This window comes from Pedobacter suwonensis (assembly GCF_044762335.1).
GTDB lineage: Bacteria > Bacteroidota > Bacteroidia > Sphingobacteriales > Sphingobacteriaceae > Pedobacter.
Genome location: NZ_JBIWEB010000015.1, coordinates 92,558 through 113,065, shown reverse-complemented (window position 1 = coordinate 113,065; position 20,508 = coordinate 92,558). Strand labels below are relative to the sequence as shown.

At 44.1% G+C, this 20,508-nt stretch carries 17 protein-coding genes; 8 read left to right on the top strand and 9 right to left on the bottom strand.

From position 1 onward, the window contains the following. From xth to ACIQXP_RS19725, 8 genes are all read right to left on the bottom strand, one after another. A partial coding sequence (gene xth / locus ACIQXP_RS19760; protein ID WP_387507092.1) for an exodeoxyribonuclease III occupies positions 1–835 on the bottom strand: 835 nt, incomplete at its 3' end. Further along, positions 832–1,605 (bottom strand): DNA-formamidopyrimidine glycosylase family protein, encoded by a 774-nt coding sequence (locus ACIQXP_RS19755; protein WP_387507089.1) that lies wholly within the window; start codon positions 1,603–1,605, stop codon positions 832–834. The genes ACIQXP_RS19755 and xth, both read right to left, overlap by 4 nt. 4 nt (positions 1,606–1,609) lie before the next feature. Continuing rightward, positions 1,610–1,966 carry a DUF3606 domain-containing protein gene (locus tag ACIQXP_RS19750; RefSeq protein ID WP_387507087.1) on the bottom strand — a complete coding sequence of 119 codons (357 nt, stop codon included), beginning with the start codon at positions 1,964–1,966 and terminating at the stop codon, positions 1,610–1,612. Next, positions 1,917–2,225, bottom strand: a complete 309-nt coding sequence (locus tag ACIQXP_RS19745; RefSeq protein ID WP_387507084.1) for a hypothetical protein — start codon at positions 2,223–2,225, stop codon at positions 1,917–1,919. Before ACIQXP_RS19745 ends, ACIQXP_RS19750 begins: the two co-directional genes overlap by 50 nt. Next, positions 2,212–2,403 carry a DUF3606 domain-containing protein gene (locus ACIQXP_RS19740; protein ID WP_387507081.1) on the bottom strand — a complete coding sequence of 64 codons (192 nt, stop codon included), beginning with the start codon at positions 2,401–2,403 and terminating at the stop codon, positions 2,212–2,214. The genes ACIQXP_RS19745 and ACIQXP_RS19740 overlap by 14 nt, the downstream gene beginning before the upstream one ends. A 98-nt stretch (positions 2,404–2,501) precedes the next feature. Next, complete coding sequence (locus tag ACIQXP_RS19735; RefSeq protein ID WP_387507078.1) at positions 2,502–3,323, bottom strand: SOS response-associated peptidase; 822 nt, start codon at positions 3,321–3,323, stop codon at positions 2,502–2,504. A 2-nt stretch (positions 3,324–3,325) separates the two neighbouring features. Beyond that, the gene (locus ACIQXP_RS19730) at positions 3,326–3,562 is read right to left on the bottom strand and encodes a hypothetical protein (RefSeq protein ID WP_147273668.1); all 237 of its coding nucleotides are present in this window, start codon (positions 3,560–3,562) and stop codon (positions 3,326–3,328) included. Positions 3,563–3,599: 37 nt separating this feature from the next. Beyond that, positions 3,600–4,232, bottom strand: a complete 633-nt coding sequence (locus ACIQXP_RS19725; RefSeq protein WP_387507075.1) for a hypothetical protein — start codon at positions 4,230–4,232, stop codon at positions 3,600–3,602. 252 nt (positions 4,233–4,484) lie between these two features. Here ACIQXP_RS19725 and ACIQXP_RS19720 point away from each other — a divergent pair, with 252 nt between their 5' ends. The 3 genes from ACIQXP_RS19720 to ACIQXP_RS19710 are packed head-to-tail and all read left to right on the top strand — an operon-like array spanning position 4,485 to position 9,979. After that, positions 4,485–5,222: an ImuA family protein gene (locus ACIQXP_RS19720; protein WP_056095144.1), complete on the top strand. Its 738-nt coding sequence runs from the start codon at positions 4,485–4,487 to the stop codon at positions 5,220–5,222. Positions 5,223–5,227: 5 nt separating this feature from the next. Next, positions 5,228–6,736, top strand: coding sequence for a Y-family DNA polymerase (locus tag ACIQXP_RS19715; RefSeq protein ID WP_387507072.1), 1,509 nt, complete (start codon positions 5,228–5,230; stop codon positions 6,734–6,736). 12 nt (positions 6,737–6,748) lie between these two features. Continuing rightward, positions 6,749–9,979: an error-prone DNA polymerase gene (locus tag ACIQXP_RS19710; RefSeq protein ID WP_387507069.1), complete on the top strand. Its 3,231-nt coding sequence runs from the start codon at positions 6,749–6,751 to the stop codon at positions 9,977–9,979. Between the two features lie 69 nt (positions 9,980–10,048). On the opposite strand, the gene ACIQXP_RS19705 is transcribed toward ACIQXP_RS19710, so the two are convergent. Next, positions 10,049–10,534, bottom strand: a complete 486-nt coding sequence (locus ACIQXP_RS19705; RefSeq protein ID WP_387507066.1) for a very short patch repair endonuclease — start codon at positions 10,532–10,534, stop codon at positions 10,049–10,051. 239 nt (positions 10,535–10,773) lie between these two features. Between ACIQXP_RS19705 and ACIQXP_RS19700 the strand changes: the two genes are divergently transcribed. Genes ACIQXP_RS19700 through ACIQXP_RS19680 form a run of 5 tightly spaced genes read left to right on the top strand, consistent with a single transcriptional unit; the run spans position 10,774 to position 20,446 of the window. Beyond that, on the top strand, positions 10,774–12,348 hold the full coding sequence (locus ACIQXP_RS19700; RefSeq protein WP_387507064.1) for a DNA cytosine methyltransferase: 1,575 nt from the start codon (positions 10,774–10,776) through the stop codon (positions 12,346–12,348). Between the two features lie 26 nt (positions 12,349–12,374). After that, the gene (locus tag ACIQXP_RS19695) at positions 12,375–13,913 is read left to right on the top strand and encodes an ATP-binding protein (RefSeq protein ID WP_387507061.1); all 1,539 of its coding nucleotides are present in this window, start codon (positions 12,375–12,377) and stop codon (positions 13,911–13,913) included. Continuing rightward, positions 13,914–17,090: a Z1 domain-containing protein gene (locus ACIQXP_RS19690; RefSeq protein WP_387507059.1), complete on the top strand. Its 3,177-nt coding sequence runs from the start codon at positions 13,914–13,916 to the stop codon at positions 17,088–17,090. Further along, entirely contained in the window at positions 17,091–18,071 is a 981-nt protein-coding gene (locus ACIQXP_RS19685; RefSeq protein ID WP_387507056.1) for a PD-(D/E)XK motif protein, read from the top strand. It begins immediately after the preceding gene. Next, positions 18,062–20,446 (top strand): AIPR family protein, encoded by a 2,385-nt coding sequence (locus ACIQXP_RS19680; protein ID WP_387507053.1) that lies wholly within the window; start codon positions 18,062–18,064, stop codon positions 20,444–20,446. Before ACIQXP_RS19685 ends, ACIQXP_RS19680 begins: the two co-directional genes overlap by 10 nt. The last annotated feature ends 62 nt before the right edge of the window (positions 20,447–20,508 follow it).

The window sequence follows — 20,508 nt, the reverse complement described above, 5'->3', positions numbered from 1 at the left end:
AATAAACCAGCTGTCGCTGGTAACCTTTGCGTCGGAAAACCTGGTAAGGTTTCAAAGCGGAAATACTGGTAAACTTTTCTCGGAATATCCAGCAATGGTCACTGGCTCCCTGCCAGCCCCTCACATGTTTGTCGACTCCACCGTCAATCAGCTTGTCTGACAAATCCGGAGACAGCAGGAAATGGTCCAATCTTAAACCGGCATTCCTTCCAAATGCATTCCGAAGATAATCATAAAAGGTATATATAATTTCATCAGGATACAGGGCTCTTATTGCATCGGTCCAGCCCAGAGCCAAAAGCTTCTTATATGCTTTTTTCGATTCGGGAAAGAAAAGCGCATTATCCCTAAATCTATCGGGGTTATAAAGGTCAAGGTCAGTCGGTATAACATTATAGTCACCGATCAAAATTGTTGGGATGCCAAACGAAAGCAGTTTTTTCGAATGGGCAGTCAGCCTTTTGAACCATTTTAGTTTATATTCAAATTTTGGACCTGGTGCCGGATTTCCGTTTGGAAGATAAATACAACCTATAACGAGTCCACTTATAAATGCTTCGATGTATCTGCTATGGTCGTCGGCAGGATCGCCAGGAAGTCCGCGTTTCGTTTCTTTGATTTCCGTCTTAGATAAGATTGCAACACCGTTCCAGCTTTTCTGCCCCTGCCATATGGAGTGATATCCTGCATCCATCAACTTTTTGGCCGGAAAATCCTTGTCCTGACATTTTATTTCCTGCAGGCAGACAATGTCGGGCGAACGCTCCTTCAACCATTTTAGCAAAATTTCGATCCTGCCGTTGACACCATTAATGTTGTAAGTGCTCAGAATCATTCAAAAAGTTCCTGCGATTTGGTAAAGTAAGCTTTTCGCCCACCGATTTTTTCAGACAAAATCTCCTCGCCCTTTGATGTCTTTTTTAATTCTGCACCATGTACAGACATAAAATCACGCAGCTCACCTTTTAGCTCATCACCATTTGCTTCTGCGATTTTTGATATTGCCCCGCTCAAGACAGATTTTATGCTTTTGTACAATCGCTTTGCCGCTTTATCCGGAATGGCCTTGGCGATTGAAAACGGAGAAACTCCGGCATGATAAAGTATCTCATCCGAATAGGAATTGCCTATCCCGCGAATCAGATGCTGATCCATGAGCAAAGTTTTTATCGATGTTCTCTTTTTAGCCAGTAAATCAAAAAAATATTCCTCTTCCATTTCAAGCGCATCAGGGACTTCGATAGGTTCAGGATTCAAAGTGGGCGTTGCCTGCTTTTGAAGATCGATCAATGCAAATGCATCGCCCCCTTCAAAATGAAACCCTAAAATCTGGAAGCGTGGCGGCTCATCCTGATCAATAGAGATAAGTTCTCCTCTGAGCATTAAGTGAAGACCGAGAACCTGTGAACCCGAAAAAATAAGCTGAAGCGTTTTTCCGGAACGCCGGACATCCAAAAGTTCTCTACCTTCCAAAGCTTTTTTCATTTCCTTGGCGGAGACATTAATTTTTTTGGATACCGTAATTTCGAGCGTCTCCAAAGTCTGCCCTTTAAATCTTCTGGTCAATATCTGAGCGAATACGGTTAAATCAGGTAGTTCTGCCATGGAATTATGCGGATAGATATTTTTTAATTTCGTGTATGGAATTTCCCCGCAGAATTGCCGCGGATTTTAGTTCATCCGTACTGATCTGAAACTGTTCAGCCCAGTAGCGGAGCTCACCAAGATCGTCCACATTTAGCTCGCCTTCATTTGTCCCGAACTCCTGCGGCTCCAGGGAATCAAGATCGCTTTCAGTCTCATGTCTGTCCAGGCGATCATCGGGACTTACGAATTTCTCTGAAGTGCTGTCGTTGTCCGCTTCATTTCCAAACTTTGCCTGACTGTTTTGCTGCTTATCCATCACGATATTTAGATTACTGTTTTTTCCTAACCGGGTAAAACTGATCATAAAAGGACTGAACATGATCAGGCGTGGTACTGCTTAGAATTTTTTGGACATGATCCACTACAGGATCCCCAAAGGTACTGTTGCGAAGATGGGCCTTGAGTTTTTCATCCCAGTTATTGATGCCTTCGGACACAGAGCTGCCTCTTCCAAGTACTGATTCATGAACATCCTGAGGGAGCAAACAGACAAAACCCGGAGATTCACTAAAGATTTCTGCGCCAAGTTTTCCGGAAAGCCCATCAAGGGAGACATCTACCGACTTACGCCTTGGCATGAGTTTTTATATATTCGGCAATCTTCGCCCTGGAAGAACTTCCCGACGCTTTAGCCAGTTCCTTATATCGGGCAGAAGTTACTCCAGCCTGTTTTGCTGCATAAGCAACTTCGCTTGCATCGTTCAGATCAACATTTGAATCTTCTCTACCGTCCTGTTTATGTTTGTTATCGCTCATAATATTAATTTTTATGATATAACCCATCTCAACTGAAAATGGTTTTAAATGCTAAGCGATCAGTCCTTTAATGCGCTTTATGGAAGCATCCATCCGTGTTAAATCGAGTACTCGATGGCGGGCAGGTCCTCATAAATAAAGGGCGTTGATGGCTCAAGTGTCGACAAGAACTCTTTCGCAATCGTGCAGGCATCCATCTGCTTGGCAGGAAACTGACTGGATGCAATCTCGGTAATCCGCTCATCGCTCAGATCCCCGAACATCCATTCATAGGCCAGCTCATCATTTAAAATGGTAGGCATACGTTTTTTGGAATTATGGACCTGTTCCATAAGCGGATTGGCCGGCGCGGTAGTGACAGCGACCGTCTCAACTATTTCCCCTGTTTCCTGATCGGTCCACTCCTGATAAATTGCCGCCATGTAGAAGTATTCCTCGTCCTTAACAGAAATATAGTAAGGATACTTAACGGCAGTTTTCAAAGGCTCTCCTGTTTTTTTGCTCTTCGGAAATACATGGCGCCACTCATAAAATCCCGTTGAAAGTACGAGGCATCTGCGCTCGCGGGCTGCCTTTGCATAAATCGAAGGACCACCTTTTTCATTTGAAAAAAGATTTTCAGCTTTTGCATTGAGTGTTGTATATCCGATATGCCATTTACCAGCAGCATCTTTATACCCATTGCGAAAATTCTTTGCAGCCTCGCGGTTTTTGAGGTAAGGAGGCAAAAAACCCCATTCCATCTGCACGATATCAAAGTTTGTCTGCTCTGCATCTCTTTTTAATACCGCCACGGGTGAATAGGCAAAACCGTTATGAACAGCCCTGTCGAGAAACTGATAATTTTTTACTGCCTTTTCAAGTTGAAGGAGTGATATAAACTCTGCCCTTGAAACGCGTTGACCATTGTAATAACACATAATTATTTATTTTTCAAATGTTCAGCAATCTTTTTACCAAAAAATTCGGCCTCTATCTGTCTCCCCTGCGGAACAGATGTCCAGAATGGCCTGTAACCATTTGCTTCGGTTACATTTAGTGGTGGTCTTCCATCCGAGAACTCGATCCTATATATTTCACTGCCTCCGATCAGGTGCGAGGTAACGATCATCTTAATATCGGGCAGAACAATCTCAAAAGCCTCTTCTATTTTCATCATCTTAAAAATACAAAATCTTGAACCAAATAGGAAATAGTTAGTTGATGCCTATCATTACAAAATACGGATCATCTGCTTTCTTGACCATCAGGTCAAGGTGCTCCTCGAAATCAACGAGGTTTAAGACCTCATCTTTTAAGAACGTAGTGAAGACTTCCATATCTGTTTCCTTTGAAATAACCACCTCGAGGGTTTCACTACTCTTCCACTGGGTAGACTCAATTTCGGGATAAGCACCCTTCAACAGTGAGGGATATCCCTGTCTGGAAAAAGCCTCTGAAAGCTTGGATGCAATATCCCAGACGTGAGGCGCTAGTTCCTCATCGAGTGTGTCCCATTGAAGACCAAGATTTTCATCACGCCACATGCTTCCAAGGTATTTACCATCCAAACTCACCCCATAGCATTCTCCAGAGGTTTCTACGACAGCCTCTTTTATCCCGCTGTCGGTTGGGATTTCAAAAATATATCTTTCCATATTAAGTCCGGTTTCCAATGGTTTTAACTGCTTAGTCAACTTAAAATGTTTTTTTGAGAAAATTAGATAAGCTGCAGTAAGGGAAAATCCGAGAATACCGCCAATGATCAGTTCACTGCGATATGCTCTTGCCCAGCTAATGACACTTTTTTCTACCTCACTAATTAGGCTCGTTACTTCTTTTCTGTCCATTTTGTAACAACAGTTATTTGGGCAGATAGGTTTTGAAAATCAGGAAGATGGGAGTAAAATCGATTAAGAATCATTATCCATAAATAATGTTTGACACCTATTTTATCGAAGAGGGTAACCACAGTTGACAACGCAAACTTTCCACCAAAACGGGAATGTTTTCCACAAATCATTTTTTACTAACATTTTTAGCTTTATGTTTGTTGTATAATTTCATAATACTAAATATAATAGTATTTAATTCAGTAAGACATGAATGCCAAAAAAGAATTACTTCAGAAATTGCAACAGGACATCCTGTTATGGCAGGGGTTTAAACCCCATTGCACAGGCAATGCCGAACGCATCGGACTGGGAGAGATTGAAAATTCATTTCCCGGTGGTGTTTTTCCCAAAAAGGCAATTCATGAGTTTATCACAATTCAGCCGGAGCATTCGGCGGCCAGTGACGGCTTTATCGCCGGGCTACTTTCCGTCCTTATGGAAAATGGTGCGGCCTGTGTGTGGGTAAGCACGACCCGGAATCTCTTCCCCGCTTCTTTGAGCTTATTTAACGTAGAGCCTGAGCGCATTATTTTTATGGATGTCCAGAGCGAAAAGGATGTGCTATGGATTACAGAGGAGGCCATCAAATGTGAGGGGCTTGCGGCGGTTGTGGCAGAACTGAACAATGTGAGTCTTATAGAATCCCGCAGGCTGCAGCTGGCAGTTGAGACCAGTGGTGTTACGGGATTTATCCTGCGCAAGGACGGAAATAAAAAGGCGAGCACCGTGGCAACAGCAAGATGGAAAGTCAGCCCGCTTCCTTCAGTTACACAGGACGGCTTGCCCGGGATCGGATTCCCGCGCTGGCAGGTTGAGCTGCTAAAAGTCCGTAATGGAAATCCGGGAAGCTTTATACTGGAATGGGCAGGCGAAAAATTTGAGGAAATTAAGAAAACCGGTAATCAACCGATTTGGTCTGATCTGGAGGGCAGACAAATTGGATAGCTATTATGCAAAGGCGTTTTGTTTCGATATGGTTCCGCCAATTACTGGCTGACTGGCAGCTTATCCGCCGCCCTGAACTAGCCGAGGTGCCTTTTGTTTTCGCTGCGCCCGACCATGGGCGGATGATGATAACCGCAGTAAATCCATTGGCATTTAGCTTTGGAGTTGGGGTCGGCATGCGTGCAGCGGATGCGAAGGCCATATGTCCCGGGCTCGAGGTTCTGGACGACAAGCCAGGCCGCCCGAAAAACCTGCTAAGGGGACTAGGCGAATGGTGTGTGCGCTATTCGCCCTCTGTATCCATTGACGAATTCGGAATGGACGGACTGTTACTTGACGTTTCAGGCTGTCCGCATCTTTGGGGTGGAGAGCGGGAATACCTGAAAGAAATTGTAAACAGGCTTAAAAGTAAGGGATATACCGTACGCTTAGCGATTGCCGATACACCCGGCGCTGCTTGGGCCGTGTCCCGGTTTGGTAAAGTTACGCCATTGATTCCTTCCGGCGCACATGTAGATGCTCTACTCAGTCTGTCTCCTGAGGCGTTAAGACTGGAAGATACAATTCTTGCGAAACTTCGCAAATTAGGGTTCTATCAGATAAAAAGCTTTATAGGGATGCCCAGATCGGTACTCCGCAGGCGATTCGGGGAAGATTTTTTATTGCGGCTGGCTCAGGCTATTGGAACTGAAGCAGAAGCGCTTATTCCGTTAAAGGTTCCCGTAGCATTTAGCGAAAGGCTAGCCTGCATGGAACCGATCAAAACCAAAACTGCAATTGAGATAGCGATTCAAAAGATGCTTGAAAATCTGTGTAACAGGATGCAATCTGAAGGTAAGGGATTGCGAACGGGAATATTAACAGGATACCGGATCGATGGAAAAATTGTGCAGGTTTCCATCGGAACCAGTGGCGCTTCGCATAGTGTGAGTCATCTATTCAAACTTTTTCAGTTAAAGATCGATCAGATCCGACCAGCCCTGGGAATTGAACTATTTGTTCTTGATGCGCCAAAGGTGGAGGATGTCGATTTGCCCCAGGAAGAAATGTGGTCATCCAAGCCCGGCCTGAATGATAATAGTGTGATCAGGTTTCTGGACCGTGTTGCCGGAAAGGTTGGTGCGCAAGCAATCCATCGTTTTTTGCCTGCAACCAGATACTGGCCGGAACGTGCAATATCAAAGGCAGCTTTGGTAACAGAAAAGGCCTCAACTCCATGGCGAACGGATAAGCCCCGTCCGACCGAAATGCTTAAGGTTCCCGCCCCTATTGAGGTAATGGCGCTTATTCCGGATCATCCGCCAAAGTTTTTTATTTATAAAGGCGTCCGCCACCTGATTTCAAAGGCAGACGGTCCCGAGCGGATTGAGCGCGAATGGTGGATGGATAAGGGAGAGCATAGGGATTATTATCAGGTGGAAGATGAAGAAGGATGCCGCTACTGGCTTTTCCGTTCCGGACACTATGGTGGGGAACAACAACACAAGTGGTTTATTCATGGATTTTTTGCTTAAAGGAGATGGGTTATGGCTTATAGTGAATTACAGATTACCTCAAACTTCAGTTTTTTGCGCGGCGCTTCGCATGCGCACGAACTGGTTGAACAGGCCGAAATCTTCGGTTATAAAAAAATAGCCATAACCGACAGGAATACACTTGCCGGAATTGTACGTGCGCATGCTGCCTGCCGTGAGAAAAACATAAAACTAATTCCCGCCTGCAGGCTGGATCTGCTGGATGGACCGAGCCTGCTCGCCTATCCGACGGACAGGGAAGCTTATGGCAGGTTGTCCGCACTATTGACATTGGGCAATATGCGTGCGGAAAAGGGCAGCTGCCATATCTCACGTGCGGATGTTTACGCCCACAGCAAAGGGACCATCTTTGCCCTTGTAATGCCGGGCGCTTTGAACCGCCGCTTTGAATATGAGGCTAGCTTTATCGCCTCAGTTGCAGAATATCGCGAAGCTTTAGGTGGTCAGCTTTACCTTGCGGCGACAAGATCTTATCTGGGAAACGATGATAAGCTGATATTTAGAACTTCACAGCTTTCCAAATTTTACGAAATACCGGTAGTCGCAACAGGCGACATCCACTATCACAATCCTTCACGAAGAGAACTTCAGGATGTACTGACCTGTGTTAGGGAGAAATGTACCATTCAGGAAGCAGGATTCCGATTGCATCAAAATGCTGAGCGGTACATGAAAGAGGTGGCAGAGATGGACAGACTTTTCAGAAAATATCCAAGCGCAATCCACAATTCGATGGTCATTTCCGAAGCCTGTAATTTTTCCTTGGACGAGCTGAAATACGTATACCCCGAAGAAATCAATCCAAGTGGACGCAGTCCAATGGAGGAGCTCGAATTTTTAACCTGGAAAGGTGCTCATGAATTTTATGGCGAAGAGATACCCGAAAAGGTTGTCAACATGATCCATCATGAGATGGCTTTTGTGAGGCAGATGGATTATGCCAATTATTTCCTTTTTGTTGAGGATATTGTTCGTGAGGCCAGATCCCGTGGGATTCTCTGCCAGGGACGGGGCTCGGCAGCTAATTCTGCAATCTGCTTCGTGCTTGGTATTACCTCTGTCAATCCGATGAAGTTTGATTTGCTATTTGAGCGTTTCATCTCACCGGCACGAAACGAACCGCCGGATATTGATGTAGACTTCGAACATGAAAGACGAGAGGAAATCATCCAGTATATCTATACCAAGTATGGACGTGACCGTGCAGCTATAGTCGCGACGGTCACCCAGCAACACCAGAAAGGAGCCATCCGGGATGTAGGAAAGGCTATGGGGCTATCTGTCGATACGATCAATCGCCTGTCAACCTCTATCTGGGAATTTACCGATGAATGGTTCGAGGGAAAACGGGTGACTGAGCAGGGATTAAACCCCGATGATCCGCATTTAAAGAAGACGCTCGAACTTACCGCCCAGATGATGGGCTTTCCCCGCCAGCTTGGTCAGCACACCGGGGGATTTGTAGTTACGCAGGGTAAACTTACAGACCTGTGCCCTATTCTAAATGCAAGGATGGCGGACAGAACAAATATCGAATGGAACAAGGATGATATTGACGCGCTCGGTTTTTTAAAAGTTGACGTGCTTGCACTTGGGATGCTGACCTGTATCCGAAAGGCTTTTGATCTATGCAGAGATCATTATGGGAAGCAGTACACCCTGGCTAATATACCACAGGATGACCCGGAGGTTTATGATATGATCTGCCTGGCCGACACCCTAGGCGTATTCCAGATCGAAAGCCGGGCACAGATGTCCATGCTCCCAAGATTGAAGCCAAGGGAATTTTATGATCTGGTGATAGAGGTCGCAATCGTGCGCCCGGGACCTATCCAGGGAGACATGGTCCATCCTTATTTACGCAGACGCAGCGGCGAAGAACCTGTAGTTTACCCTTCGCCGGAACTGGAAAAAATTCTTGGCCGCACGTTAGGCGTTCCGCTGTTTCAGGAACAGGCAATGAAAATTGCTATAGTAGCGGCGGGCTTTACCCCTGCTGAAGCCGACGGCCTGCGTCGCAGCATGGCAACATTCAAGTTTAAAGGAATGGTAAATCAGTATGAGCAAAAACTCATCGACGGAATGATGAACAAGGGATATACAGAGGAATTTGCAAAAAGGATATTCAGGCAGCTGGAAGGGTTTGGGAGTTATGGATTTCCCGAAAGCCATGCTGCCAGTTTTGCCCTGCTAGTCTATGTATCCTGTTGGCTTAAACATTATTATCCGGACGTTTTCGCAGCTGCATTGCTAAATAGTATGCCGATGGGCTTTTATCAACCGGCACAAATCGTTATTGATGCGCAGAAGCATAACGTTCAAGTTCGCGAAGTTGACGTCAACCATTCCTTTTGGGACAACAAACTCGAAGAAAAATCAGGGAAGTATTTTGCGCTTCGGTTAGGGTTCAGGCAGATCAATGGCATTAGATTAGATGACGTGGATATTTTGGTCAATGGTCGGGGAACTGGTTATCTAAGTATTACTGCAATCAGGGATTCAGGAGTATCGATTGCCACCCTGGAGCGGTTGGCAGATGCAGATGCATTTCGTTCGATGGGAATGGACAGGCGAAAAGCACTTTGGGAAGTTTCTGCCATAAAAGATATGCCGGAGGAACTATTCAAAGGGCAACCGTCTGAAAGCGTATTGGAAACGCAGGTTGAACTTCCGCTAATGGGCAAGGGAGAACATGTCGTTCAGGATTATGCCACTACGGGACTTTCCCTAAAAGCACATCCGGTGAGTTTTGTGCGATCGCAGCTCGACATGCTCAACATCAGAACTTGCCATCACATTAACAATGATTCGACAGATGGTCAGCTGGTGAAAGTAGCCGGACTGGTACTGGTGCGCCAGCGCCCTGGAACAGCGGGAGGCGTTTGCTTTATCACTATCGAAGATGAAAGCGGATACTCTAACCTAGTTGTTTTTGAAAAGCTTTTTGAAACTTATAGGAAAGAAATTTTACATTCGCGGCTGCTCATGGTCGAAGGGCGGTTACAACGCGAAGGACAAGTTGTGCACGTAATTGTGAGCAAATGTTTTGATTTCACAAAGATGCTGGGCAAGTTGGTACAACGCGAAGTTGATCAGCTGCCATTGTTGACCTTAGCTCACAGAGGTGAGAAAGTAGAGCAGTATCCATCACAGAATAAAAGTACACAGGTTCGCGAAGATGCGACGAAAAAAGCATTTCACGAAGGCAGGAATTTCAGATAATCAAAACTTATGAGATTTATGAACTCTATGAAGCTAATTTATTCAAAGGAGAAATGAAGCAAAATATGCTCATTCTTTATTTGGAATTACTCCAATTTTACTTGATTCTATGTAGAGCATAACCTGATTCACGCATTCTTTAAGCCGTGTTTTTATCTGATGCTCCCAAAAACGCATTACAGTGAATCCTTTTTCAGCAAAATATAAATTGACCTGTTCATCCCGTTGCATATTACGCTCTATTTTCGCTATCCAGAATTCTTTGTTACTCTTTAGGCGTTCTCTGGTTGCTGCCCAATTGTATCCGTGCCAAAAGTCGCCGTCAATAAATATAACGAGTCTGTATTTAGCGATAAAAATATCAGGACTGCCCATAACCTTATCTGGATGTATCCTAAAGCGGATGTTTTTCGCCCATAAGGCGCTTCTCAAAAGCATTTCGACTTTGGTGTTTTTTGACCTGATGCGGGACATATTGTAACTTCTTGAAGGCGAAGTCACGATAGTTTTTTTACTGCCTGAAGCTCTCAGAAAGGATTTTTTTTGAACATCCATAAAAGGAAAACACTTATTATAGCTTATAGTTTCGCTAAAGACAGCTATAACAACAACTTACGGTAAAAAAACGTTATTGAATAAGAAATTTCGAGTATTGCTGGCAGAAATCCAGGTCTAATGTTATATTTGAAAACGGCTGGATACTTAAGAATACAGTAAATTTTTTATCTGCGAGCAGAACAATGACTATCGGCCGGCATATTAATTATTAAACATTTTGACAGATTAACGCTCATATGGCAATCCCTATTATAGATATTTTTGCGGGTCCGGGAGGTTTAGGGGAAGGTTTTTCAGCGTTAAAAAACGATGAAGGTGAAAATATTTTCAAAATAGCCCTCTCCATAGAAAAAGATCCGCTGGCGCACCTGACGCTAACGCTCAGAAGCTTTTACAGGCAATTCGGCGCTGACGAAATCCCGGAAGATTATTATGAACTGGTAAAAGGGAATATTGATGTTAAGGAACTCTACAGGCGCTGGCCGGAGCAGGCGGCGCATGCGCATGCCGAGGCCTGGTGTGGGACGCTGGGTGATCCAGATGAAAAGGACGCAAATGCTGTATCTGATGAGCAGGTGGACGATAAAATCAGGACTGTTCTTAGGGGAAGGACTGACTGGCTACTGATTGGGGGACCTCCGTGCCAGGCCTATTCGATAGTTGGACGCTCAAGAAGGAAAGAAAAAATCCTTAATGAGGATACTGATAAACGTGTCGGTTTATATAAGCAATATCTGCGTATTCTCGCCAAACACAGCCCCGCTGTATTCGTGATGGAGAATGTTAAAGGGATTCTTTCTGCAGAAACTTCGCAGGATAAAATATTTTCGCGCATTCTGCAGGATCTCTCTAATCCTCAGGGTTATTATCCTGCTGCAGATGGGGATGTCATATGTCCGGGCTACCGTATATATTCTCTTGTAGCCGCGCCAGAACGCTTCGATGAAAATGGAAGACCGGTATATAAGCCAGGGAAGTTTGTAATACAGGCTGAGAAATACGGCATACCGCAGACCCGCCACCGCGTTATCTTATTAGGGGTGAGAAATGACATTGACATCCAGCCTGCAGTATTGCAGGAGCAGGAGGAGGTGCCAATAAAATCTGTAATTGGCAAACTTCCAAGACTGAGAAGCGGATTATCGAAAAGGGCGGATAGTTATGAGGCTTGGAAGGCACTTTTGGGAGAACTAGCAATAGCCGGAACGAATCCCGTTGCCCTTAGCATGTCCGAAACTTTAAAAAAACTGGAAGATACCCCTTTCGGTAAAGGCAAGGATTATTTAAGTACTGAACATCAGGAAATAGATTATAAGGGCGGCTGGTATCTGGACAGGCGGCTGGCCGGGGTGGTAAACCACGCATCGCGCTCCCATATGGACAGCGATATCCACCGTTATTTATTTGTATCCAGTTTCGGTAAGGTTAAAGCGCATTCGCCAAAGCTTTCGGATTTCCCAGAAAGCTTACTTCCTGCGCACAATAACGTGAAAGAAGGTATAGACGACAAGAAATTTGCCGACCGCTTCCGTGTGCAGCTTGAAGGCAAAGCAAGCAAAACCATTACTAGCCACATCTCTAAAGACGGACACTATTATATACATCCCGACCCCAGCCAGTGCAGGAGCCTGAGCGTAAGGGAGGCGGCAAGGATACAGACCTTTCCTGATAATTACTTTTTCTGTGGCCCAAGAACCTCGCAGTTTCATCAGGTGGGCAATGCCGTACCTCCACTACTCGCCTACCAGATTGCCGGTAGTGTGGGCGAAATTTTCCGGCAGGCGGGTTTACTACAGCTCGCTGAACTATAATCACCAACATTAACGCACTCAAACTAATGCAGGACAACCAAAACCAAAAACAATACGAAGAACATTACGAAGAAGTAAGCCCACATCCCGAACACCTGATTAAATCCATAGCTGAACAGGGCTACAGTCTTGAAACTGCCCTAGCTGATTTGATGGACAATTCCATCTCCGCCACTGCCGATAAGATTGAAGTGCTCATCAGAATGGACAAAGAACCCTTTACGCTATATCTGGCGGATAATGGCCTCGGCATGGATGAGGACTGTCTTCGTACCAATATGCGCTTTCCGAGCAATTCCCCGGATTCAACCAGGGCGGAAATTGACTTAGGGCGCTTTGGGCTTGGTATGAAAACCGCATCCTTTTCCCAAAGCAGGTGCTTTACGGTAATCAGCCGTGAAAAAGGAACCTTGGGCTATTCTGCCAGAACCTGGGATGTCGGGCATCTCCGCGATACCGGGAAATGGCAGCTCAAAATCAATACCGCTGAAGAAATTGAGGCTATGCTTGAAGATTATCAGCGGCTGAGTGAAGGCCACCTGAATCCCCATGAAGATTTTCAGGCCAATACCATAATTGTTTGGAGGGGACTCTATAAGTTTGAAAATTACCTAGAGACTGAAAACCGGCAGACTGCACTAAAAAAGGAGATCACTGAAGTAACCTCGGACTATTTATCCCTTGTTTTCCATAGGTTTATGGAGCGAAAGGACAATCCGCTGCAGATTAGAATCAATAACAGCCAAATCCATCCCTTCAACCCCTTCCCCACCCGGGAGCCGGATTTCAGGCCAATGGAATTCCGCCAAAGGCAGTTCAGTACCGACCTTATTCGCATGGAAGGCTTTATACTGCCCTCCCGCAGTATTAGCGAAAGCCGCCAGCAGCAATCGATTTGGACAACTAAGAACAGGGGTCTAATGGATATGGAGGGTATTTACATTTACCGCGCTGACCGGATAATTCTTTTTGGCGGCTGGAATGGGCTGATTAAAAAAGGACCAAGACTGCAGCTTGCGAGACTCAGGGTTGATGTCGGCAATAGCGTGGACCACCTTTTGCATCTAAATGTAGCTAAATCTCATATCGTCATTCCCCATGATCTGAAGAATGCTTTTGAACAATATATTGAAGAACTCAGAACAGAGGCTGAAAGGGAATACTATAACCGCGGGCTTAAAAAATTTGCGGGGACAAAAAAGCAAAATACTGTGCAGCTCTTTGAAAGAATATCGACAAATAAAGGCGCTGTACTGAAATTAAATCCCGCCTTTACCCTTATCATTAGACTAAGCGAGACGATGAATAAAGAGCAGGCAACGCTTTTCAGGCTAATCTCAAGAATGATTGAAACGACCCTGAACAGCATGAAACATGCCCATCAGGAAAAAGAATATACGGGGGTGACAGAAGCCGATGGTCTGGATTATGCAGACCTTGAAGCCTGCCTAAAGGCATTTAAGGATAGCGGACTGTCCAGTGAAACCATTAAGGAGGATATCCTGCCATCTCTGGGTTTTACCTTAAGCTCCCTGCCAGAATCTATAATTAATCTCTTAAAATAAATGAACCATAACCATTACATTGAGGTCATCAAAAACCTCATCGCCAGCAAGGCAAAGGAACATGCATCTGGTGCAAAACTGGATGCCGCCTTTTTTGAAGGTCTTCCTGAAAAAATCAGGGATAGTGCTGTCACTGTTTTCAAACTCATGGGCTTCGCTGAACTCGATGAACTTACCCTGAAAGATTATTTTGCGACAGCTATTAAAGAATACCTGTCGGTAAATCCAATTGTGATAGAACCCAGCCATGCGCTTACCAGAAAAGGGTTTCAGACCTGGCTGACTCCCGAATTCTTAGGGCCAAATTTTGTCTGGAACTATACTAACCGTTACCTCACCCAGCTTTCGAAAGCCGGAAGAAGCGAGAAGGTAATAAAAGAAGTCGAAGCTTCTAGTTTATCTATCGTGGAAAAAATGGGAAACCCGCGCTCGGGCACCTCTTTTTATACAAGGGGTCTTGTGGTGGGCAGCGTTCAGTCTGGTAAGACCGGTAACTTTAACGCGGTAATCAACCGCTCGATAGATTTAGGTTATGGCCTTATCATTATCCTCTCGGGTATCATGGAAGACCTTCGCAGCCAGACCCAGCTGAGAATAGAAAGTGATGTTGTGGGCGAAGGACTAAATATTGAAACCAAAAAAAACCAGGTAAAGGGTGTTGGTAATATTAACAGATTCGGTAAGCTGGGGGAAAGTGGCGTGGAGCAGGTGATCTCAATAACCTCTTCGAAATCTGATTTCAACGATAACCTGGTAAAAGCTGACTTTTCTTTAAACCACACCAATATTCTGGTCTGCAAAAAGAATGTAAGCGTGTTAAAAAACCTGCTCATCTGGCTCCATGACTATATGGGGGAAGACCGAAAGCGGCATGATATACCCTTTTTGATAATTGATGATGAGGCGGATAATGCCTCACTTAACAACGAGGGAAAAAAAGGACGTGAATATGCCTCGAAAATTAACGGGCATATCCGCGCGCTGCTGAGCCTGTTTAATAAGAAAACTTACTTGGGTTATACCGCTACCCCATTTGCCAATGTATTACAGGATCGCAATCCCGCAGGTGAGGCAAAATGGATAATCAATACCAAAATCACTAACGATGATGGGGTTTTGGAAAAAAAGATTCTTGAACTGGAAGATTACCTTTTCCCCGATGACTTTATTGTCCTATTAAATCCCCCATCAAATTATATTGGTGCAAAGCAGATTTTCCAGACGGCTATAGAAGATTATGAGCGTGAGAAAATCCCTTTGGTGGAAGTGGTATCTGACCACCTCGCCTCTTTTCCTTCAAGGGTGATGGAGCTGGAGGATGGCTCACTGGAAGTAGTAAAGTTTTACGAAAACAAAAAAGCATTTGAAGATGGGGACGGTTATTCATATTTCGAGGATTATAACACCTACCGAAAAAGCACAAGGGCTCCAAAATCATCCGATACATTTCCCAAGGTGCTTCCCCCTAGCCTGAAAGAAAGTGTCATCTGCTTTATACTTGCCACTGCGATACGCGAGAGCCGGAAAAAAAACATGATTAAGTCTGCGCTTTATAATCCGCACAATACCATGCTTATACACATCTCTCGCTTTACCTCATGGCAGAACAATACTCTTGTTTTAGTAGAAAAGTATCTAAAGGAGCTGAGGTCTGACTTAACCTCCGAGCTCCCAAGCGATCCGGATTCCAAGTATGCTGAACTGGAAAAGCTCTGGTATAAATATTATGCAGCCATCACCGAGTCCATCCAGAATTATTTGCCGGTTAACTACGATGACCGCTTCATGGCGCCAGTGAGCTTTGAGGCGATAAAAAAATATATACCTGATGTGATAAATGAAATTGAGGTAAGGGCGATAAATAATCAAACCAGGGATAAACTGGAATATACGAATGCTTCGCCAAAGAAAATTATTGCCATTGGAGGTAACCGCCTTTCCAGGGGCTTTACCCTCGAGGGACTGACGATTAATTATTTTATCCGCTCAACCAATTATTCAGATACTCTTCTTCAGATGGGTCGCTGGTTTGGATACCGCCCAGGCTACTTGGACTGCTGTAAACTTTTCATCACCCAGGATTCTGTGGACAAATTTAACTCGACTACCAGGGCCATTGAGGAGCTGGAGATAGAATTCAAAAAAATGGAGCTCAAAGGCAAAACACCAGCAAACTTTGTGCTCAGGGTAAGAAAGCATCCTGGTACTTTAAAAATCACAAGACCGTCAATTCTCAAAAAAACAAAAGAAGTGAAGTGGTCTTATCAGGATCAGCTTGAACAGACCACAGAATTTGATGTTAAGCCAGAGAAAACAGCTCAAATCTGGTCATCTTTTAATAATGAAATCGCTGGTAAATTCCACTGGTCAGACCTCGGAAAAGGTTTTCTTACGGCCGTAGTCTCACCCGAGGATATTATTAGGATACTGGAAACTGGCTGCACGCACTTTTCAGATGAGGATGCCCAGAGTATGGCCAAATTCATCCAGCTCTGTAATGAGCAAAAACATCTTGAAAAATGGACCATTGCCATAAAAAATACAGGACAGGCAAAGGCTGATAGCGGAAAAGGATTCTTGACAGCAGCGGAAACCGGAATTGATTCGCAGATTGGCCTAAGTATAAGACGGGGTCCCAATAAACCAAAAGACGGCACGACCAATATTTACCGCCAGCAGTTTTTAGAAGGTTTTAAATTTACTGCCTCCGGCCGTTCCGCCAACATCATATCCTCAGGTGCTGACCTAAGTATTCTCCTCAGTGATACAGAAAAAGCTGAGGCCGTGGAGAAATTCAGGCAAGAGCGCATGGTGGCATTGCTAAGGGAAAACAAGGACTGGACCCCAGAAAAAGCAAGGTCTGAAGCAGAAAAGAAAACCATACCTGAGCGCGTTTACCGGGAAAAAATGAGTACAAATGAGGGGCTTATGATAATCTACCTTTTTGACTCCTGGTATACTTTCCTGCAGGAACGGGATAAGAAAGATGATGAGTTCTCTGAACTTGTGGAGAAACACAATATAGATCTTAATATCCCTATAGTAGGGACCGCGATTGGCTTCCCTCCGATTGAGCCAGACCCAGGGGGTGAATACCTGCACGGGGATTATGGCTTTGAAGAAGAAGACGATCTGGACTATGTAGAAGAAACCGATCTGGCTATTCCTAACGATTAGATGATGAGAGCAGAACAACTTGAGCAGCAGTGGCTGAAGATTTCCGCCGATGTGCCGGAAATTGGACTGAGTTCTATCAGGATATCATCGATCTGCATACCTGATTTATTCCTGGGCATAGATAGCGAGGGCTTCCGGAATCTTATTCTCTCGGTGCCAAAAGCTTATAAACTAAGCTTCAGGGCGATTGTAAAGGAAAACCTTTCCATTGATTTTTTCAGGGAAAGCCATCATATAGTGCTAAAGCTCATAAACGATCCTTTCCGGGATCTTTTCAACGATTTAATTCTATCGCTATACTCCAAAATTGGACAGATCGCGGCTCCGGATGAATATGTCCAAGAATTTATAAGAGCATTCCACCGCTGGAACGGTTTTTTTAGTCGTAGAAGCATGCAAAGTCTGAGCGATGAAGCCCTGAAAGGCCTTTTTGGTGAAATGATTGTACTTAAAAATGATCTTGAAACTTCTGAGCCATATTTAACGGACCAAGTTTTGGAGAGCTGGAAAGGACCTTATGATGCGAGACATGATTTTGAGACCGATACAGACTGCACTGAGGTAAAAACTATGGAGCAGCATAAAACCCAAGTCAGGATTTCCAGTGAATTCCAGCTAGAAAATGTTCCAGACAAAGCGCTCAGGCTTTGCATAGTCTCCCTTGCAAATGATAGCGAAAACGGGAAAACGGTATCGGAGCTGATAACTACCATACGTGAAATTATATATAACCGGGGAGGCGACTTGTCTATTTTTGTTGCTGCTCTTTCGCGTAAAGGCATCTTTGGCGCTATATTATCGGAATATGACCACTTAAGATTTATCCCCCTGCAGCTTAGCCTTTATGACTGCTCAAGGGAACTATTTCCTAAATTAACCCCACAAAACCTGGCGGACGGTATTACTGAAGTAATTTACAGTATTCTGTTAAGTCAGCTTGAACCCCATAAAATATCTGAACACGCACTCACATGGAAATAAAAGAATTATTAAAATACAGGGAAAACCTGATTAATGGCAGCCTGGACAGTAACCGTTTCACTGACCAGCATACTTTTTTATCGCAGGTACTTCCGCTGATGTATGATGCCAAGCTAATTGACAGCGAGGATTATAATGAAAGCTACTACGTTTACGCCCAGGATAACCTTAAAGTCAACGGTTATGCCGTGAATGAATCCGGGGAAAGGCTTCAGCTGTTTATCGCGGATGAAACTAAACTGGATTTCTCAGTAAAGGCTGATGACCTTCTGGTATCGACCAGATCCAGTTATGAAAATCAGTTCAAAAGGGCTACCAAGTTTGTAAACAAGGCCATCAAAGGCCATATTTCGGAGGAACTGCAACTATCAAGTCCCGTGGGTGCACTAACCTCAAAACTATCTTCTTCTGAAGGCGCTGACCAGTTCGATGTCGTTGAGATATTCCTGATATCTGCTTCTGCAACCGTAGAAACGCGGGGAAATGAACCACAGCCTAAAAAGTTTGAATTCGACGATGAGGAAATCAGCATCAGCTACAACAAAAACAGAGATAAGCACAGCAAAAAAATTCTCGTTATAAAAAGACTCATTGACCTGAACTTTTTATACTCTGTGGAAATCTCCCGGGGAGCGAGGGAGGCATTGGTGATAGATTTCCAGAAAGACTTTTCATATAGCATCGAGGCCATCAAAGCAGCTGATGAAGAAAACTTTGAATCTTACCTTTGCGTTCTTCCAGCCACTATTCTAGCGGATTTATACAAAAGGTACAGCACTAGGCTTCTTGAAAAGAACGTTAGATCATTCTTACAGTTCAAGGGTGTAAATGCAGGTATTAGGGAAACCATCAGGATAAGTCCTGAAAAATTCATTGCCTTTAATAACGGTATCACCATTACCTCGACCGGAAAAACAACTACAGAGAAAAACGGAAAAACCTATATAAGCTCATTAACCGACTTTCAAATTGTGAACGGCGGGCAGACTACTGCCAGTATTTTCTTTACCAGAAAAGACGGGTTTTCTGTTGACAAAGTAAAAGTGATGGCTAAAATAAACATAGCCAAGAACGTGTCCGAAGAAGGTCTTGATGACCTTATTTCAAAAATTAGTCGTTTCTCTAATTCGCAGACAAAGGTATCAACGGTAGATTTGGGTTCAAGAAATCCGCAACTGACCAAGATCAAATCGCTATCGGATAGCGTTATGATGCCGAGTGGAAAGAAATGGTTTTTCGAAAAATCCAAAGGGGAATTCAGCACCCTTGTCCGTATGGGCGGAAAAGCAGAAAAAGATTTTCCAAAGGAAGTCCGTTTTTCAAAAGAGCAGCTCGGCAAATATTATACCGCCTGGGGTGACCAGCCTTATATTGTAAAAAAAGGTGGTGATAAGGTATTCAAGTATTTTATTGATGCCATCTCTGGTGATGAAAACGGTAAGGGCAAAGCAGAAATCGACAGGAATTTTTATGAGATGTTAATCTCCAGAGTTATACTTTTCCGCAGGATGGAAGACCTATACGGCGCGGGTAAAAATGCTATTGGCCAGATTAGGTCTGCTGTTGTACCTTATAGTATATCAGTCCTTTATGACTGGATAGATGGCAGCAAAAATGGAAAGGTATTTGATTTTGGAAAACTCTGGCTAAAAGAAAGCTTGGAGGATGATCTGGCTACTTTTATGGAGGAGCTAATGAAGCTTATGAATGACCTTATCAAAAAATATGCGGCCAGTGATGATTATGGTGAATACTCAAAACGTAAGGAACTCTGGGACAGTATCTCTTCGAGCAAAGAAATTGAAGCGTATATGTCAGGGAACAACGCTGGGAAGATTTTAGAAAAATACAGTATCGGCAAGGATGAACTAAAAGCAAAGCTTGCAAAAAAATCAAAACAGAAATTTGCCGACCTTGGTGCACTGCAGCAGAATGTGATGATATTTACGAGAACAGCCGAGTATTACAAGAAACTTGGACTGATAGTATCAGAGGAAATCACTAGCTCGCAACGAGGGAAAATGGATCACATAATTAACTGTATTGTAAATAAAAATGACATCAGCCAGGAGTATTTGGATTTTGAGCGCGAAACCATTCATCATGTGCAGTCTTCAAAACCTGAAATCTTTGATACTATAGAGATTAGAGCTGACCAAGGCTGGCAGGATGCTTTTGATCTCGTTAGTAAAATATATAATCGCAGTCTTGAAGAATCGGGGAATGTGCAGTCTGCATTCCAGCGCCAGCGAGAAATAGCAAAATTGAAAGGTGCTAAATTTTATTCTGTTTATGACGAAATCGGAAAATTACTAAATGAGGGAAAATCTCCAACAATGAGGCAGCTCTACAGCGTGAAAACAACTATCTCTTAGTTTTATACAATAGACGATAAAGGCTTGAATACTTTAAACTAATCTTGATTCAATTCAATCAA

Bases quoted from the DNA above. Each gene is read 5' to 3' on its own strand.
- ACIQXP_RS19685 (WP_387507056.1), top strand. From the start codon at position 17,091: ATGATGAGAGCAGAACAACTTGAGCAGCAGTGGCTGAAGATTTCCGCC.
- ACIQXP_RS19730 (WP_147273668.1), bottom strand. From the start codon at position 3,562: ATGATGAAAATAGAAGAGGCTTTTGAGATTGTTCTGCCCGATATTAAG.
- ACIQXP_RS19735 (WP_387507078.1), bottom strand. From the start codon at position 3,323: ATGTGTTATTACAATGGTCAACGCGTTTCAAGGGCAGAGTTTATATCA.
- ACIQXP_RS19755 (WP_387507089.1), bottom strand. From the start codon at position 1,605: ATGGCAGAACTACCTGATTTAACCGTATTCGCTCAGATATTGACCAGA.
- ACIQXP_RS19745 (WP_387507084.1), bottom strand. From the start codon at position 2,225: ATGCCAAGGCGTAAGTCGGTAGATGTCTCCCTTGATGGGCTTTCCGGA.
- ACIQXP_RS19690 (WP_387507059.1), top strand. From the start codon at position 13,914: ATGAACCATAACCATTACATTGAGGTCATCAAAAACCTCATCGCCAGC.
- ACIQXP_RS19705 (WP_387507066.1), bottom strand. From the start codon at position 10,534: ATGGATGTTCAAAAAAAATCCTTTCTGAGAGCTTCAGGCAGTAAAAAA.
- ACIQXP_RS19680 (WP_387507053.1), top strand. From the start codon at position 18,062: ATGGAAATAAAAGAATTATTAAAATACAGGGAAAACCTGATTAATGGC.
- ACIQXP_RS19715 (WP_387507072.1), top strand. From the start codon at position 5,228: ATGCAAAGGCGTTTTGTTTCGATATGGTTCCGCCAATTACTGGCTGAC.
- ACIQXP_RS19740 (WP_387507081.1), bottom strand. From the start codon at position 2,403: ATGAGCGATAACAAACATAAACAGGACGGTAGAGAAGATTCAAATGTT.
- ACIQXP_RS19695 (WP_387507061.1), top strand. From the start codon at position 12,375: ATGCAGGACAACCAAAACCAAAAACAATACGAAGAACATTACGAAGAA.
- ACIQXP_RS19700 (WP_387507064.1), top strand. From the start codon at position 10,774: ATGGCAATCCCTATTATAGATATTTTTGCGGGTCCGGGAGGTTTAGGG.
- ACIQXP_RS19720 (WP_056095144.1), top strand. From the start codon at position 4,485: ATGAATGCCAAAAAAGAATTACTTCAGAAATTGCAACAGGACATCCTG.
- ACIQXP_RS19725 (WP_387507075.1), bottom strand. From the start codon at position 4,232: ATGGACAGAAAAGAAGTAACGAGCCTAATTAGTGAGGTAGAAAAAAGT.
- ACIQXP_RS19710 (WP_387507069.1), top strand. From the start codon at position 6,749: ATGGCTTATAGTGAATTACAGATTACCTCAAACTTCAGTTTTTTGCGC.
- ACIQXP_RS19750 (WP_387507087.1), bottom strand. From the start codon at position 1,966: ATGTTCAGTCCTTTTATGATCAGTTTTACCCGGTTAGGAAAAAACAGT.